A 16,307-nucleotide genomic window follows, 5' to 3' on the forward strand; every position below is an offset into this window, starting at 1 on the left:
GCAACCGAGGGGTTAGAACGTTTTTTTTCTATGGAAGCGGCGTTGCTAAACCTGTCCAAAAAATAAATCCGATTATTTCCTAAGTTTATTTTTAGATAAGGCTGTTAATGCGTTGATTATTAACAATAAAAAATCTTGATACATTCCCGGCGGTTTTGGACAGGCTAAACGCCATATCGAGGATAAAAATTCCTTGGAAAGGCAGGTCGTCGTATGACTGCTTGCGTGTATTGCGTACATGTCTGCAAGATGAGGGTCGTCAGCTCACTGCCAATACCTGTCGAGGATTCTGCGCAGATGTCGTCACTCAGCCGTATTCCCACCTATGTCATGCAGCAGCGCAGCGAATTGACCGACTTCTACATTCGCGACAAAAAGGGCCGGCGCGCCGAGACCAGTCCCCATCGGCACGAGTATTTCCAGATTCAGATCAACCTCGGTGGCGACACCGTGCAGCACATCGGTAACGTCGAGCGTCCGTTTCCGCGCAATACCCTGGCATTCATCCTGCCGCACCGGGTGCACGTAATCCCGCATCCAGCGGACAGCAATTTCATGGTGATCAATTTTTCCCAGACCTTTCTGTTGCCGCATTTGCAGTGCGACCCGATGGACCTGGAGGAGGTGTCGATTCTGCTGGCGCCGGAGTTATCGCCATTCCGTTTTCAGGAGCATCTGGATTTCATTCTCGGGGATGAGGATTTCGCCAAGGTCTGTGCCTTGATCGAGCAGATGCGCACGCTGGACGAGAACCGTCAGTTTGGTACGCGCGAGATGCTCAAGGGCTTGTTGCTGCAACTGATTGGCAGCGTGTGTTTCCTTTACGCCGAACCACTCAAGCGTCTGGCCGAGGAGAATGCGGCCGAGGTCAGCCGCCGGGATGCGCTGGGCCGCATGTTCGAATACTTGCGCAAGAACATTGCCGATCCCGATCTCAATCTGATCAAGGTGGCTGCGGCGACGTACCTGTCCCCGACCTATCTGACGCACTGGTTGCGCAAGGAGATCGGCAAGACCTTCACCGAACTGGTGCTCGAACGCAGGATGCACGCGGCGCGCAATTTCCTGCTCAACAGCACGCGCTCGGTGGGCGAGGTGGCGCGGTTGTGCGGCTTCGCTGACGAGGCGTATTTCTCCCGACGCTTTCGGCAGATTCACGGCCAGCCACCGGGACAGTTTCGCCGCCGGCAACTCAATCCGGATACGCCGCAATCGCCGTTGAACACTTAGGGCTCAAGCATCAAGGGCCGCCATACGATCGGAGCAACACCCAGTATCGCGTTGTGCTGCTTGGGGTCGGGCGTCTCGTGGTTCGCGGGTTCAGGTGGGTGTTTGTTCTCCGTGTCTTGCAGTTCGTCGGCGGGGGGCTTTTCGGTGTCGCAGGCAACGTTATCCATGGGTCTTTCGCCAGATGATTACAGGCAGGCAACTATTTGATCTGCACGATTACCTTGCCTTTCGCACGGCCCTGTTCGACGTAAGACAGGGCTTGGCCCGCTGACTCGAAGGCGAAGGTGCGGTCAAGCACGGGCCTTATTTCGCCGGCTTCAATCAGCGTGGTGATTTCCTGCAGTTGTGTACCGCTCGCCCGCATGAATAGGAAGCTGTAACGGACATCCCGCTTGCGCGCCTTGCGCCGAATGCTCAGGCTCAACAAACGCATGACTTGCCGCAGCGGCCAGGTCAGGCCCTGCGCCTTGGCGAACTCGGCAGTTGGCGGGCCTGATATGGAAATCAGCTGACCACCCGGTTTGAGTACCTTGAGCGAGTTTTCCAGCACGTCGGTGCCGAGGCTGTTCAGCACCACGTCGTAGTCGCGCAGTTCCTGCTCGAAGTGCTGCTGTTTGTAATCAATCACCACGTCTGCGCCCAGCGCTTTAACCCATTCGACATTCGCGGTGCTGGTGGTGGTCGCGACAACAGCGCCGAGGTGTTTGGCCAGTTGAATGGCGATGGTTCCGACACCGCCGGAACCGGCGTGAATCAAGACCTTCTGCCCCTTTTGCAAACGGGCGATGTCGACCAGCGCTTGCCAGGCTGTCAGGGCAACCAAGGGAATGCCGGCGGCTTGCTCCATATTGAGGTTGGCAGGCTTCAACGCCACGGCGTTTTGCTCGACGGCGATTCGCTCGGCGAACGTGCCGATTCGTTGATCGGGCACGCGCGCATACACCGCGTCGCCGGGCTTGAAACCCTTGACCGCTGCGCCAACCTCAATCACCACACCGGCACAATCGTTGCCCAGCACCAAGGGGAATGAGTACGGCAGAATCAGTTTGAATTCGCCGCTGCGAATCTTTGAATCGAGCACGTTGACGCTGGCCGCATGGACTTCAATCAGCACGTCGTGGGCGCCGGGTACAGGCTCGCAGACATCGCCAATACGCCCGTTCTGCTTGCCGTAGCGATCGATAAAATAAGCTTTCATGGTGGGGACGGCTCTCACGGTTCTGGGGGAGGGCAGGGTTGCCTGAGCAGATGGGTTCAGCTGTCGAGAAACGCCTGCGCCTTGCTGACAAAGTCAGCGTAGTTCTGGAAAATCGCGCCGTGTCCGGCGTCTTCATAAATGATCAATTGCGCGTAGGGAATACGGTTCGCCAGGTCAATCGAGTTGACCGTGGGCACCATGATGTCGTTGTCACCGTTGACCACCAGCGTCGGAATTTGCAAGCTGCCAAGGTTCTGCGGCATCTGTTCTCCCCATGCTTTGATGGCTCTCAACTGCCGTAGAAAAGCGCTGGGTGTCGGGCGCTTGTCGCGATCTTTGCGGCGTTCTTTCAAACGTTGCAGGAAGTCTGTCGCGGCCCGCCGTCCGCTGGTGGTTGTGGTGAAAAACAGGTGGAACTTGGGATCGCGCAGGGTCAACAAACCCTTGAACATCAGTGGCCAGGAAACCGCGCCGACCTTGGCGATACCGACTCCGCCAGCAGGTCCGGTGCCGGTCAGAATCAGGCGCCGCACCAAGGCAGGATTTTTGAGCGCGATGTCCTGAGCAACGAATCCGCCAAGGGAAAAACCCAGCAGATCGACGCTGGTGAATTCCAGCGCAGCGATCAGGCTGATGACGTCGTCGGCCATCTGCGCGACGGTCAGGGGCGCGGTGCCTCCGGAGCCGCCGACACCGCGATAGTCAATGGCGATCACGCGCCGGGTTTGCGCCAGACCATCGACGATTCGCGGGTCGAAGTCGTCGAGTACCGCGCCCCAATGATTGAGCAGAAACAGCGGTACCGCCGATTTGGGACCGAGGTCGCGATAGGCGAACGCCGTGCCGCCAACCAAAATCGATTGGTTGGCGGCTGTGACGAAAGGCATATGTTCCACTGCAATCACGCCAGATAGCGCTGGGCGACTGCCGACTGGCGAATCTGTGCCAGCAGGCCCTGCCGCGCGGTTTGCAAGGCATCCCAGCGCTCACCTTCATGCAGCGGCGGAATGGTCACCGGCTCGCGCCGATCGAAACCGACCAGCGCCGCATCGACCAGATCGGTGACCTCCATGATCTCGCTCAAGGTGTTGATGTCGATGCCCGCGCGATCCCAGATCTCGGTACGCGTCGCGGCCGGCAGCACGGCTTGTACGTAGACGCCCAGTGGCGATAGTTCCAGACTCAACCCCTGAGACAGGAACAGCACAAACGCCTTGGTCGCGCCGTACACCGACATGCCGAACTCCGGGGCCAGACCGACCACCGAGCCGATGTTGATAATCGCGCCGTCACCGGCCTTCGCCAGACGGGGTGCGATGGCACTGGCGAGCCGCACCAGTGCCGTGGTGTTGAGGGCGACCAGATTGGCCACTTTATCGGTGCTCTGCTCGATGAAGTTGCCGGACTGCGCGGCGCCCGCGTTATTGACGAGGATGCCAATGCGCGCATCGTCGCGCAGGCGCGTTTCGACGGTGTGCAGATCGCTGAGTTGGGTCAGGTCGGCCTGCAGCACATCAATGGCAACGCTGTGTTCGCTGCGCAACTTCGCGGCGAGTGTTTCCAGGCGCTGAAGATCGCGGGCGACCAGCACCAGAGCATGCCCGCGTTGGGCGAAACGTTCGGCGTAAACCGCGCCGATGCCGGTCGAGGCGCCAGTGATCAGAACAGTAGGGTGGGCGTTCATAGGGTCATCTCTTTTCAAAAAAACGATTAAGGAGAGGCAGTAAATGCGCTGGAGCTCGGCTTACTGGGCAGAAGCGCTCCATTCAGCCAAGGTCGGATAGTCGATGTAGCCTTCTGCACCACCGCCATACAGGGTGGCGGGGTTGAAACCGGCCAACGGCGCACCGGCCGCCAGGCGCTCGACCAGATCGGGATTGCCAATGAACGGGCGACCGAAGGCGATCAGGTCGGCGTGGTCTTCGGCAATCCGCGCGTTCGCGAGGTCGAGGTCGTAGCCGTTGTTGGCGATGTAGGTGTTTTTGAAACGCTGGCGCAGAGCGCCGAAATCGAACGGCGCGACATCGCGCGGCCCGCCGGTTGCGCCTTCGACCACGTGCAGATAAACGATGCCCAGCGCATCGAGTTGCTCGACGATGTAATCGAACTGCCCTTGCGGGTCGCTGCTCGACACCCCGTTGGCCGGCGACACCGGCGAGAGGCGAATACCGGTGCGATCTGCGCCAATCTCGGCGACGACCGCGGCCGTCACCTCCAGCAACAAGCGCGCACGATTTTCAATCGAGCCGCCGTAGGCATCGGTGCGCACGTTGGCGCCATCCTTGATGAATTGATCGAGCAAATAGCCGTTGGCACCGTGGATTTCCACACCATCAAACCCAGCGGCGATCGCGTTGACCGCTGCCTGGCGGAAATCGTTGACGATCCCCGGGAGTTCGCTGATGTCCAGTGCTCGCGGCGCGGAAACGTCTTCAAAGCAGTTGTTGACGAACACTTTGGTCGCTGGGCGTATCGCCGAGGGCGCTACAGGTGCGGCGCCGTTTTCTTGAAGATCAACATGTGAAACACGGCCGACATGCCACAGTTGCAGAAAGATCTTCGCGCCTTTTTCGTGCACCGCAGCGGTCACCTTGCGCCAGCCATCGATCTGCGCCTGTGTGTAAATCCCCGGGGTGTCCTGATAGCCCTGGCCTTGTCGGGAGATCTGCGTCGCTTCAGAAATCAGCAGGCCAGCCGAGGCGCGCTGGCTGTAATAGGTGGCGGCGAATTCACTGGGCACAAAGCCTTCGCCCGCTCGATTACGGGTCAGCGGCGCGAGAACAATTCGATTCGCCAGCGTCAGGGAGCCAAGCGTGTACGGCGTGAACAGATTTTGATCGGTCATGGGGTTGGATCCGTGCCTGTGGATGAGCAGCGATAATGCCTGTAATTAGGATGATGATCGAAATCTAAACTGTCAACGGTTTTGATTATGGCCGACATCTATGTATCATCTGCGCATGATTTTTCAGCGGAGGTATTGCACGTGAGAGTCACCAAAGCCCAGGCCCAGGCAAACCGCGAGCACATCGTCGAGACCGCTTCGGTGTTGTTTCGTGAGCGAGGTTTTGACGGTGTCGGCGTCGCCGACCTGATGGCGGCGGCCGGATTCACCCACGGCGGTTTCTACAAACACTTTGGCTCGAAGGCCGACCTGATGTCCGAAGCCTCGGCCAACAGCCTTGCGCGCTCGTTGGTTGGTGCCGAAACTCTCGATGTTCAGGGTTTCATCGATGCCTATGTGTCGAAAGAACATCGGGACGGGCGGGGCAGCGGTTGCACCATGGCCGCCTTGTGCGGCGACGCAGCGCGTCAGTCTGACGAAGTGAAAACGGCGTTTGCCGACGGCATCGAGCGCACGCTGCAGACGCTTGGCGACAAGTACCCGACAGGGCCTGATGCGGCGCCTGATGCGGGAAGAGTGAAAATGATCGACATGCTGGCGCGGGCGGTTGGTGCGATTATCTTGTCTCGGGCCTGTCCGGCTGATTCAGCGCTGGCCGATGAAATACTTGCGGTATGCCACGCTGAGATGACCGCGTCGTTGCTGATGTCTGCCGACAGTGCAGAAGTGGCTGGTTGATCGGTATTGTCCCTTTTGAGTTGACGGTGAAACGCTTTTCAGCCGATTTATCCCGTCCCTGTGCGTCAGTAATCTGTACCCAACTTGAACGCAACAACAACTTCAAAAACTCAAAAGGGACGCACGCCATGACTACTCCAACCTACAACCGCTTGAACAAAGACGACGCCATCGTGCTGCTGGTTGATCACCAGACCGGCCTGATTTCCCTGGTCCAGGACTTCTCGCCAAACGAGTTCAAGAACAACGTGCTCGCTCTGGCCGATCTGGCCAAGTTCTTCGAACTGCCGACCATCCTCACCACCAGTTTCGAACAAGGCCCGAACGGCCCACTGGTGCCGGAATTGAAAGAGATGTTCCCGGACGCGCCGTACATCGCTCGTCCTGGTCAGATCAACGCGTGGGACAACGAAGACTTCGTCAAGGCGATCAAAGCCACCGGGCGCAAGCAGATCATCATTGCCGGTGTGGTCACGGATGTGTGCGTAGCGTTCCCGACCTTGTCGGCGCTGGCGGAAGGGTTTGATGTGTTTGTGGTGACTGACGCCTCCGGCACCTTCAACACCACTGTGCAGCAGGCTGCATGGAGCCGCATGACTCAGGCTGGCGCACAGATGATGAACTGGTTCTCGGTGGCGTGTGAGCTGCACCGCGACTGGCGCAACGACATTGAAGGGCTGGGCAATCTGCTGTCGCAGCGAATCCCCAACTACCGCAATCTGATGAACAGCTACTCGGCGCTGACCGCTCAGCAGAAGTAAGCCGGCGCGATGTAAACGAAAAGCCTGCCCTGAAAAGCAGGCTTTTTCTGTTTTCTGCCGCTGCGCCTATCAGAACGGCGTTTCTAGACGGTCGACGGCATCCCCTCCTTTTCGCCGCCTCGGCCTTTGAACGCCAGTGCGAAACACAGCAGAACCACCACCGAAAATCCTGCCGGGAACAGCCATATACTTCTCCAGTCGTGGCCGTTTTGCGCGGTGAAGTGGTCAGTGATCTGACCCGCCACCCAGAATCCGATCAGCATGCCCACACCGTAAGTGGCCAAGGTGATCAGGCCCTGAGCAGAGCTGCGGAAGCGCTCGGGCGCTTTGGCATCGGTGTAGATCTGCCCACAGACGAAGAAAAAGTCATAACACACGCCATGCAGCGCAATACCGATCAGCAGCATGAACGCTTGGTCGCCATTGTTGCCGTAGGCGAACAACACATAGCGCAAGGCCCAGGCCAGCATCCCGACCAGCAAGGCAATCTTGATGCCGAAACGCTGGATGAACAGCGGTAAAAGAAGCATGAACAGCACTTCGGAGACCTGACCGAGGGCCATCTTCGCGGTGGGGTTGGTGACACCGATTTCAGCCAGAAACGGATTGGCATTCTGGTAATAGAACGCCAGAGGAATGCAGATCAGGATGGATGCAAGAAAGAACACCAGATAGCTGCGATCCTTGAGCAGGCCCAACGCGTCAGCCCCCAGCATCTGTTTGATGCCTGGCGAATCGCCCGTCGACTTCAGCGGCGCAGTGTTTGGCAGGCTGAAGCTGTAGAGCCCCAACACCAGCGAGGCCACGGCAGACATCAGGAACGTGTTGCGTAAACCGCCCGCAGCAATCGCCTGTTGAGCGTCCCAGGCAAAGCCGAAACTGATCACGATGCCGGCGACGATCCAGCCAACGGTGCCCCACACGCGGATGCGGGAAAACTCCCGGGCCGGGTCTTTGATCTGTCGGAAGGCTACGGCGTTGACCAAGGCCAGGGTTGGCATGTAGACCAGCATGTAGGCCAGCACATAGGCATAAAACGCGCTGAAATCAGTTGCCCGATAAAGCTGAAAGAGCAGCACCGCACCCAGTAGGTGCAACACCGCCAAGATGCGTTCGGCATTGAAAAAACGATCAGCAATCAGACCAACGACAAACGGCGCAATGATCGCGCCCCACGACTGCGTGGAGAACGCCATTCCCACCTGGCCGCCGCTTGCTGCCAGTGTCGTGGTGAGAAAGGTGCCGAGGGTGACGAACCAGCCGCCCCAGATAAAAAACTGCAGAAACATCATGACGCTGAGTCGCGCATTCATTACGTTCATTTCAATCACCGTATTATTTTTATGTCGGTAACAGCGTGGTAATCAGGGTTCGCCAAGGCCCAGCAGACGCCGGTTGGATTGCTCGTCAGCACTCACACTGGCGAAATCGTCGAATGCCTTGCGGGTTCGGGTGATCATGTGTCGCTCGATGAAGGCCGCCCCTTCGGCAGCGCCTTGTGCCGCGTCTTTCAGGCAGCATTCCCACTCCAGCACGGCCCAGCCGTTGAAGTCGTATTGAGTCAGTTTGCTGAAGATCGCCTTGAAGTCGATCTGGCCATCGCCCAGTGAACGAAACCGGCCCGGGCGATCAGCCCAGCCCTGATAGCCGCCGTAGACCCCGGATCGCGCGTTGGCGTGAAACTCCGCGTCCTTGACGTGGAACATGCGGATGCGCGCGTGGTAGCGATCGATGAAGCCCAGGTAGTCCATTTGCTGCAGCAACAGATGGCTCGGGTCATACAGAATCGCCGCGCGCGGATGATGATTCACCGCTTCAAGGAATTGTTCGAAAGAGGCGCCATCGTGCAGGTCTTCGCCGGGGTGGATCTCGTAGCAGAGGTCGACACCGGCCTCATCGAAGCATTCGAGGATCGGCAACCAGCGTTTCGCCAATTCGGCAAAGCCCTGTTCCACCAGGCCGGCAGGGCGTTGCGGCCACGGGTAGACGTACGGCCAGAGCAGGGCGCCGGAAAAGGTCGCGTGGGCGGTCAACCCCAAGCGCTGACTGGCGCGCGCCGCCAGTTTCAACTGGTTGATCGCCCATTCGGTGCGTGCTTGCGGATTGCCACGCAGCGCTGCCGGGGCAAAGTCGTCGAAAAGTGCGTCGAACGCCGGATGCACCGCGACCAACTGGCCTTGCAGGTGTGTCGACAGCTCGCTGATCACCACGCCGGCCTTGGCGCATACGGCGATGAGTTCGTCGCAGTAATCCTGACTGTCGGCGGCGCGTTCAAGGTCGATGAAGCGCGTGCCGAGGGTTGGCAACTGAATGGCTTTGTAGCCTTGAGAAGCGGCCCATTGCGCGATGTTGGCCAAGGTATCGAAAGGTGCTTCGTCGGCGATGAATTGGGCGAGAAAAATGCCTGGGCCGCGCATCCCGCTCGGGCGTTGTTGATTAGCGTTCATTGGCGGTTGCTCCATTGGCAAGGTCAGGTATTGCAGTCCATTTGGCTTCGCCACAATGATTGGCGATGGCGGTCTCGATGAAGGCCATGCCGCGCAGCCCGGTAGCTATGCCGGGAACGCCCGGCGCGTCAGGACCGCCCGCACCGTCGAAAATGGCCTGCGCGAGGTCACCGTAGAGATTGGCCATGGCCTCGAGGTAGCCTTCCGGGTGTCCGGCGGGCAAGCGCATGCGCCGCGTGGCGTTTGCGCACAGCCAAGGTTGACCAAGGCCCGAGCGCAGCACGCGCATCGGCTCATTCAAGGGTCGATGGATCAGACTGGCGGGCTCTTCCTGACGCCATTCCAGCCCGCCCTCGTCGCCATACAGACGAATCTTCAGCGGGTTCTCTTCGCCGGCGCACACTTGGCTGGCGATCAATACGCCGCTGGCGCCGTCGGCCATTTTGAACAGCATCGAGGCGTCGTCATCCAGTTGGCGACTGCTCAAATGTGACCCGAGCATCGCGCTGATGAACTGGATGGGTTGACCGGCGACAAACTCCGCGAGGGAAAACGCGTGCGTGCCGATGTCACCGATGCAGCCACCAATACCGGACTGTTCAGGATTGTCGCGCCAGCCCGCCTGTTTGTTGCCTTCGCCAGCCACATCGCTGCTGAGCCAGCCTTGCGGGTATTCGACGAGGACTTTGCGCAGCCGCCCGATTTCACCGCTGGCGACCATCTCGCGTGCCTGCCAGACCATCGCATAACCCAGGTAGGTATGTGCCAGGGCGTAGATCCGCTGGCTGTTGTTGACCACGCGGGCCAGGTCCTGCACTTGCGCCAGATTGAGCGCAGCAGGCTTTTCACTGAACACATGGAAACCCGCACTCAGTGCTGCGCTGGCGATAGGGGCGTGCAGGTGATTGGGCGTGACGATCACCAGCAGTTCCATGCGCTGATCGGCCGGCAGTGCGTGTTCGGCGGCCAGCATGTCTTGCCAGGCGTCATAGCAGCGTTGCGCAGGCAGCCCGAGCGCCGCACCACTGCGTTGATTGTTGTGGGCGTCGCGGCTGAACGCACCGCAGACCAGTTCGAAGCGTCCATCGAGGCCGGCGGCTTGCCGGTGTGCCTGGGCAATGAAGGCACCTTCACCGCCGCCGACGAAGCCCATTCTTATTTTTCGACCTGCAGCAATCATGGCAATTGTCTCAGTGGATTCATGCGGAACATTGATGATGTAACCGGTTACATCGTCGGCGAAATCTAGGCCTGAAATCAGCGGGTGTCAAACCGTGTCTGACGAATGCCAACGTTTCGGCGCGTGACGCTGTGCGGTAAGCTCGACGGCCGATTTGATTGAAAGAGCGAGGCAGTCTTGTCCAATATCCGCGAAGTGGCACGGCTGGCGGGTGTCTCGGTGGCAACGGTGTCGAGAACATTGAAGTCCCCCGAGCGGGTGCTGCCCGATACCCGCGAGCGGGTCATGGCCGCCGTCCAGCAAACCGGCTATCGACCGAATTTGATGGCGGTGCAGTTTCGCTCGCGTAGAACGGGAAACCTGGTGATTCTGGTCCCGACCATTGCCAACACCTTTTTCGCCAGAGTGATCAGCGGCGCACAAAAAGCCGCGCAGGCCGCCGGTTACCGGTTGCTGTTGTGCGACACCCAGGGCCAGGCATCACTTGAGCGCCAGTTCGCTGATCTGGTACACGCCCATCAAGCCGATGGCGTCATTCAGTTGCGCGCCTATGATCCCTTCGAAGAATCTGCCGCCGAGCCAGCACTGGCCCCGATCGTCAATGCCTGCGAAGTCATCCGGCATGGACGGCATCCAACGATCAGTCTGGATAACGTTGCGGCGGCCAAAGCCATGACCGAGTACCTGATCGCGATGGGGCATCAGCGCATCGGACTGATCAAAGGACCCAAAGGCAGCCCGCTCACGCGTGATCGTCTTGCGGGGTATGAAGCGGCCCTGCGCGATGCAGGTCTCGCGCTGGACGACACGCTCATCTGTCACGGCGACTTCACCCTGGATGCGGGCTACTCGGGTGCCGGCAAACTGCTCGCGCTCGACAGCCGACCGAGCGCGCTGTTTTGTGAAAATGACGAAATGGCCATCGGCGCGCTCAAGCGAATCAAAGAGCAGGGGCTGCGCGTGCCGGAGGATATTTCTCTCGCCGGATTTGACGATATTCCAATGGCCGCGTACTGCGATCCACCGCTGACGACCATTGCCCAGCCCGCCGAAATGTTCGGCGAGAAAGCCGTGGAAATGCTGATTGCGCTGATCGAGAAACAGCCGTTGCCGCAACGGCATGTGGTATTGCCATTCACATTGACCAAGCGCGACAGCACGGCGCGGGTTGATCAAGCGGGTAGGTGAACCTCTGAATTCCCCGCTTCGGTTTAAGCCTCCACGCTAAGCCGACAATTGTCTTGTCTGAGTGGACGGTGAAACGCTTTTCAGCCGATTTATCCCGTCCCTGTGCGTCAGTAATCTGTACCCAACTTGAACGCAACAACAAATTCAAAAACTCAAAAGGGAAGCAGACCATGACCACTCCAACCTACAACCGCCTCAACAAAGACGACGCCATCGTGCTGCTGGTTGATCACCAGACCGGCCTGATTTCCCTGGTCCAGGACTTCTCGCCAAACGAGTTCAAGAACAACGTGCTCGCTCTGGCCGATCTGGCCAAGTTCTTCGAACTGCCGACCATCCTCACCACCAGTTTCGAACAAGGCCCGAACGGCCCGCTGGTACCGGAACTGAAAGAGATGTTCCCGGATGCGCCGTACATCGCTCGTCCTGGTCAGATCAACGCCTGGGACAACGAAGATTTTGTGAAGGCAATCAAGGCCACCGGTCGCAAGCAGATCATCATTGCCGGTGTGGTCACGGATGTCTGCGTAGCGTTCCCGACCTTGTCGGCGCTGGCGGAAGGGTTTGATGTTTTTGTGGTGACTGATGCGTCCGGTACCTTCAACACCACCGTGCAACAGGCTGCGTGGAGCCGTATGACTCAGGCTGGTGCACAGATGATGAACTGGTTCTCGGTGGCGTGTGAGCTGCACGGCGACTGGCGCAACGACATTGAAGGGCTGGGTAACTTGCTGTCGCAGCGAATCCCCAACTACCGCAATCTGATGAACAGCTACTCGGCGCTGACCGCTCAGCAGAAGTAAGCCTGCGTGCTGCGGACGAAAAGCCTGCCCTGAAAAGCAGGCTTTTTGTTCATCGCGAAGTCAGACCCCGGAATTCAACAGCGAATCCACGGGGAGCGCGGATCACTCAAGAGGCGTTGCTCGATACGCTTTATAAAGTCGCTGAACCTCGGGATCATCCAGGCTCTTATAGATGATCCCTTCCTTGTCCAGTCCATCCAGACCCTTTATTCCGCCAATCATTGCCGGCCATTCATCGCGGCTGGAAATATCGATGACGAAGGGGACCAGATAACCATCCAGATGGCCTGCGAAAGGCTCTCGAATTTCGTCGGCGAGTGCTCGCAGGTAGTCGTCTTTGTTGGTTTTTGACCAGTCAATGGCGAACCGGGTCCGATAGCACAACTCCATGTAGATGAGCAGGATTGTGCGGCCATTGCCATCCAGAAACGGGTGGGCGGACGCCAACTGGCCCATTACTTCGCCGGGGCGCTGACGAAAACGTTTTTTGTTTGCTGCGAGTTCAAAGGCGTATTCCACGGATCTTTTGATCAGGTCAGGACGTTCGAATATCGTGTGATGCGGATCATCTTTCGACCCTTTGAATACTGCGAGGTGGGGGACCAGTTCATTTCTGTCTTTTCCTGCCCACGGATAAAAACCGGAGAACAGGATTTCGTGGGTCTTGAGGACCGCTTTGTAGCCGATGGGTTTTTGCTTGGCGAGATAGGCAAGGGCATCTTCGATACTGGCTTCGAAGGAGAGATGCTCGGACTCTTTGACTTCAAGAGGGTCTTTCAGTTTGAGCGAGTTTTGAAGATAGCCTTCAGTCTCGAAATCGCCGAAGGGGTCAAAAGTCATGCGCTAAGCTGCCTCTTGCAACGCCTTTTCTCTTGGAGGTAGCGTCCTTGAAGGGCCATGATTTCTGCTTTGTTGAGAACACCTTTACGTTTGAGATTGACGAGCAATTGCTCAATCCCATCCAGCTCGACAGCATCGCCTGCCAGACGAGTAATGGTCACAGCCATGCAGCTCATGCTGTCACGCTCAGCGGTAACCTTATGCTTTTGGGCGAGTTTGCGAACTTCGCTCGCAACGTCGCCCTTGACTGGACTAGTCATTTGAACCCCTCGTTTTCTCTCTCAAAGCATAGCATGGCGCCGGCTCTGTAAGTTTTCCAGCAGGCCCCGGCTTTCAGCACGAACATTTCGGGTTGGCTGCGAAACGCCTTTCAACCGATTTACTACTTGTTCAGCGTTACACCTGCGCCCACTCATCACGAAACTGCAACAGAAAATCGACAAACGCCCTGACCCGTTGCGGCACATAGCGGCCGTGCGGGTAGAGCAAGGTGTAAGGTCGCGAGCGCCCGGCGTACGGCTGGAGAACCTCGACCAAGCTGCCATCGGCCAGCTCTTTTTCGACAATGAACTTGTAGGTCTGGAAGATCCCGGCACCGTATTTGGCCAGGGTGACACCGCCGAGCACGTCATCGGAGCAGGAGTAACCGCCGTCGGAAAACACTTCACGATCGTGGCCGTTTTCCTGGAACAGCCAGGAAATCCGCCGCCCGCTGCTGGGCAGTTCGAACTGAATGCATTCGTGTTGCACCAGATCCTCAAGTGTCTGCGGTGTTCCAGCCTTTTTCAGGTACTCGGGGGAGGCGACCACCACCAGTTTTGCATCCTCCAGCAGCCGCGCGACCATGGTCGAATCCGGTTGGGCGCGGACGCGGATCGCCAGGTCGTAGCCTTCGCCGACGAAGTCGATATTGCGGTTGCCCAAGTGGATGTCGACGGTGACGTCGGGATAGAGCGCGCGGAATTTGGGGAGCAGCGGCAGGATACGGTGATGCCCGTAAGTGGTGGGCAGGCTGATGCGCAACTGACCGGACGGTGACGACTGTGCGCCCATGACTTCTTGTTGCGCCTCGACCAGTTGGGTCAGGGCCTGGCTGCACTGGACGAAAAAGTTTCTACCGGCCTCGGTCAAGCGAATGCTGCGGGTGGTTCGGGCAAACAAGCGTGAACCCAATCTTTTTTCGAGGCGAAGAATCGACCGGCTCACCGCGGCCGGCGTGACACCCGCGAGCTGCGCGGCGGCGGTGAAACTGCCGGCTTCAGCGGCGAGGCAAAAGAGTTCGATGCTGCCTAACTGCAAGTCTTCAAAGTGGCGCTTCATGTGAGTACACCGAGGATCAACTGACGGTTCATTCTCAGGCTTATCTCATGAAGCGGCACCGCCGGTACACACCGGCAGTGCTGTGGTGAGGTATCAATGGCCAGCGCTTTGACCACCATCGACATGGAGGATTTCGCCGGTCACGAAGTTCGCGCCGTCCAGGTAGAGGATCGCTTGCACGATGTCATCGATCTCGCCCATATGACCCACCGGGTGCAGGCTGCCAAGGGCGGCGTGCGTCTCTTCGCCGTGCATCGGCGTTTTGATGATGCCCGGCGACACCGCGTTGACCCGAATACCGCGTTTGGCGTACTCGATGGCCAGCGACTTGGTTGCCGCGTTGATGCCACCCTTGGTCAGCGAAGCGAGCACCGACGGCACGCCATCAATCGCATGATCGACCAGACTGGTGGTGACGCTGACGATATGGCCGCTGGCGTTTTTCTCCATTTCGGCAATCGCCAATTGCGAGATGTGGAAGAAGCCGCTCATGTTGGTCGCCACGACCTGTGCGTAGTCTTCTTTGCTGTATTCGGTGAAGGGTTTGGCGACGAAAATCCCGGCGTTGTTGACCAGCGTGTCGATGCGCCCGAAACGAGCAACGGCTTCGCGAATCACCCGTTCGGCGGTCTGCGGGTCAGCGATGTCGCCGGCGACGGCGAGAATATCCGGGTCAGTGGACGGTTTGATCGAGCGCGAGGTCGCGACAACCTGATAGCCGCGTTCACGGAAACCCTTGACCAGGCCTGCGCCAATGCCTTGCGAGGCGCCGGTGATCACTACAACTTTTTTGGACGTGTTCATGATGTTTCCTCATGCAATCTGAATGGTTTGAAAAAACGAAGTTCGGGTGTCAGGCGTGAGGCGCAATCTGCGCGGCTTGACGTAACGCTTGCTCGTAATAAGCGACGGACTGGGAACCGGGGATGAACTGTTTGTCATCAAGGACCATGGCCGGAACCGAATCGATGCCGCGCTGCTGGTAAAACCTTTCGAGTTCGCGCACCTGTTGGCTGAACTCTGCGTGCGCGAGAACTTCCTGCGCACGCTGGTCATCGAGTCCGACTTCACCCGCCAGAGTGACCAGCGTGGCGTGGTCATTCGGGTTCATGCCGTCAGTGAAGTAGGCCTTGAGCAAGGCTTGCTTCAACTCACGCTGACGTCCTTGTGTGGCGGCCCAGAACAGCAATCGATGGGCGTCGAAGGTGTTGTGGAAGTGGCTGCGCTTTTCCAGGTCGAAGTGAAAACCGATCTGCTCGCCGCGTTCGATGATCATCGCGTTGCGATCCGCCACTTGCTCAGCGCTGCGCCCGTATTTGCGCATCATGTGCTCGATGGCGTGCTCACCTTCGGCGGGCATGTCGGGGTTCAGTTCGAACGGTTTGTAGGTCAGTTCCACGTCGACTTCGCCCGCCAGATTCTTGATCGCTTGCTCCAGAGCGGTCGCGCCCAATGCGCACCAGGGGCAAACGACATCCGAGACGAAATCGATTTTCACTGCCCGGCTCATGACTGCGAGTCCGCCAACTGTTGGCGATATTCGGTGGTGGTGATGCCGGCGTAACCCCAGTTATCGGTGTCGACTTCCTCGATCACGATGTGGGTGAGCTTTGGGTCCTTGTGCAGAACCCGCTGCATCGTTTCGGTGATTTCCTTGATGACCTGGGCTTTCTGTTCCCGGGTCACGCCGTCACGGGTGATACGTACGCTGATAAAAGGCATTTGAGGACTCTCCAGTCGCTGGCCCGTCGGAGTGA

At 58.5% G+C, this 16,307-nt stretch carries 18 protein-coding genes; 5 read left to right on the plus strand and 13 right to left on the minus strand.

Going from position 1 to position 16,307, the window contains the following annotated elements:
• Positions 1 to 297: 297 nt before the first annotated feature.
• Positions 298 to 1,230, plus strand: coding sequence for a helix-turn-helix transcriptional regulator (locus ACW9IR_RS04970; protein ID WP_095111883.1), 933 nt, complete (start codon positions 298 to 300; stop codon positions 1,228 to 1,230).
• A gap of 199 nt (positions 1,231 to 1,429) precedes the next feature.
• Here ACW9IR_RS04970 and ACW9IR_RS04975 read toward each other — a convergent pair whose 3' ends face one another.
• The 4 genes from ACW9IR_RS04975 to ACW9IR_RS04990 are packed head-to-tail and all read right to left on the minus strand — an operon-like array spanning position 1,430 to position 5,273.
• A complete protein-coding gene (locus ACW9IR_RS04975; protein ID WP_457461961.1) occupies positions 1,430 to 2,428 on the minus strand; it encodes an NADP-dependent oxidoreductase in 999 nt (332 codons plus the stop codon).
• Between the two features lie 56 nt (positions 2,429 to 2,484).
• Complete coding sequence (locus tag ACW9IR_RS04980; RefSeq protein ID WP_102899140.1) at positions 2,485 to 3,315, minus strand: alpha/beta fold hydrolase; 831 nt, start codon at positions 3,313 to 3,315, stop codon at positions 2,485 to 2,487.
• A 14-nt stretch (positions 3,316 to 3,329) separates the two neighbouring features.
• Complete coding sequence (locus ACW9IR_RS04985) at positions 3,330 to 4,112, minus strand: SDR family NAD(P)-dependent oxidoreductase (RefSeq protein ID WP_457461963.1); 783 nt, start codon at positions 4,110 to 4,112, stop codon at positions 3,330 to 3,332.
• Positions 4,113 to 4,172: 60 nt separating this feature from the next.
• Positions 4,173 to 5,273: an alkene reductase gene (locus ACW9IR_RS04990; RefSeq protein ID WP_457461965.1), complete on the minus strand. Its 1,101-nt coding sequence runs from the start codon at positions 5,271 to 5,273 to the stop codon at positions 4,173 to 4,175.
• A gap of 141 nt (positions 5,274 to 5,414) precedes the next feature.
• Here ACW9IR_RS04990 and ACW9IR_RS04995 point away from each other — a divergent pair, with 141 nt between their 5' ends.
• Positions 5,415 to 6,011 carry a TetR family transcriptional regulator gene (locus ACW9IR_RS04995; protein WP_457462016.1) on the plus strand — a complete coding sequence of 199 codons (597 nt, stop codon included), beginning with the start codon at positions 5,415 to 5,417 and terminating at the stop codon, positions 6,009 to 6,011.
• A 128-nt stretch (positions 6,012 to 6,139) separates the two neighbouring features.
• Positions 6,140 to 6,772, plus strand: a complete 633-nt coding sequence (ycaC, locus tag ACW9IR_RS05000; protein ID WP_007916011.1) for an isochorismate family cysteine hydrolase YcaC — start codon at positions 6,140 to 6,142, stop codon at positions 6,770 to 6,772.
• Between the two features lie 83 nt (positions 6,773 to 6,855).
• Here ycaC (ACW9IR_RS05000) and ACW9IR_RS05005 read toward each other — a convergent pair whose 3' ends face one another.
• Genes ACW9IR_RS05005 through ACW9IR_RS05015 form a run of 3 tightly spaced genes read right to left on the minus strand, consistent with a single transcriptional unit; the run spans position 6,856 to position 10,399 of the window.
• Entirely contained in the window at positions 6,856 to 8,094 is a 1,239-nt protein-coding gene (locus ACW9IR_RS05005; protein WP_457461967.1) for a nucleoside permease, read from the minus strand.
• A gap of 42 nt (positions 8,095 to 8,136) precedes the next feature.
• The gene (locus tag ACW9IR_RS05010) at positions 8,137 to 9,219 is read right to left on the minus strand and encodes a sugar phosphate isomerase/epimerase family protein (protein ID WP_457461969.1); all 1,083 of its coding nucleotides are present in this window, start codon (positions 9,217 to 9,219) and stop codon (positions 8,137 to 8,139) included.
• Entirely contained in the window at positions 9,209 to 10,399 is a 1,191-nt protein-coding gene (locus ACW9IR_RS05015) for a Gfo/Idh/MocA family protein (protein WP_457461971.1), read from the minus strand. Before ACW9IR_RS05015 ends, ACW9IR_RS05010 begins: the two co-directional genes overlap by 11 nt.
• A gap of 177 nt (positions 10,400 to 10,576) precedes the next feature.
• Here ACW9IR_RS05015 and ACW9IR_RS05020 point away from each other — a divergent pair, with 177 nt between their 5' ends.
• A complete protein-coding gene (locus tag ACW9IR_RS05020; RefSeq protein WP_457461972.1) occupies positions 10,577 to 11,587 on the plus strand; it encodes a LacI family DNA-binding transcriptional regulator in 1,011 nt (336 codons plus the stop codon).
• A gap of 170 nt (positions 11,588 to 11,757) precedes the next feature.
• Positions 11,758 to 12,390 carry an isochorismate family cysteine hydrolase YcaC gene (gene ycaC, locus ACW9IR_RS05025; protein ID WP_457461974.1) on the plus strand — a complete coding sequence of 211 codons (633 nt, stop codon included), beginning with the start codon at positions 11,758 to 11,760 and terminating at the stop codon, positions 12,388 to 12,390.
• A 102-nt stretch (positions 12,391 to 12,492) separates the two neighbouring features.
• On the opposite strand, the gene ACW9IR_RS05030 is transcribed toward ycaC (ACW9IR_RS05025), so the two are convergent.
• The 6 genes from ACW9IR_RS05030 to ACW9IR_RS05055 form a co-directional block, all read right to left on the minus strand.
• Positions 12,493 to 13,230, minus strand: a complete 738-nt coding sequence (locus tag ACW9IR_RS05030) for a Fic family protein (RefSeq protein WP_102899133.1) — start codon at positions 13,228 to 13,230, stop codon at positions 12,493 to 12,495.
• Positions 13,227 to 13,490 (minus strand): hypothetical protein, encoded by a 264-nt coding sequence (locus ACW9IR_RS05035; protein ID WP_102899132.1) that lies wholly within the window; start codon positions 13,488 to 13,490, stop codon positions 13,227 to 13,229. Before ACW9IR_RS05035 ends, ACW9IR_RS05030 begins: the two co-directional genes overlap by 4 nt.
• Positions 13,491 to 13,626: 136 nt before the next feature.
• Positions 13,627 to 14,550, minus strand: coding sequence for a LysR family transcriptional regulator (locus ACW9IR_RS05040; RefSeq protein ID WP_102899131.1), 924 nt, complete (start codon positions 14,548 to 14,550; stop codon positions 13,627 to 13,629).
• Positions 14,551 to 14,643: 93 nt separating this feature from the next.
• Complete coding sequence (locus ACW9IR_RS05045) at positions 14,644 to 15,354, minus strand: SDR family NAD(P)-dependent oxidoreductase (RefSeq protein WP_108225372.1); 711 nt, start codon at positions 15,352 to 15,354, stop codon at positions 14,644 to 14,646.
• A 49-nt stretch (positions 15,355 to 15,403) separates the two neighbouring features.
• Positions 15,404 to 16,060, minus strand: coding sequence for a DsbA family oxidoreductase (locus ACW9IR_RS05050; RefSeq protein WP_457461978.1), 657 nt, complete (start codon positions 16,058 to 16,060; stop codon positions 15,404 to 15,406).
• Positions 16,057 to 16,272, minus strand: a complete 216-nt coding sequence (locus ACW9IR_RS05055) for a tautomerase family protein (RefSeq protein ID WP_016987787.1) — start codon at positions 16,270 to 16,272, stop codon at positions 16,057 to 16,059. Before ACW9IR_RS05055 ends, ACW9IR_RS05050 begins: the two co-directional genes overlap by 4 nt.
• Positions 16,273 to 16,307: the final 35 nt, after the last annotated feature.

This window comes from Pseudomonas sp. SDT291_1_S447, assembly GCF_054070155.1.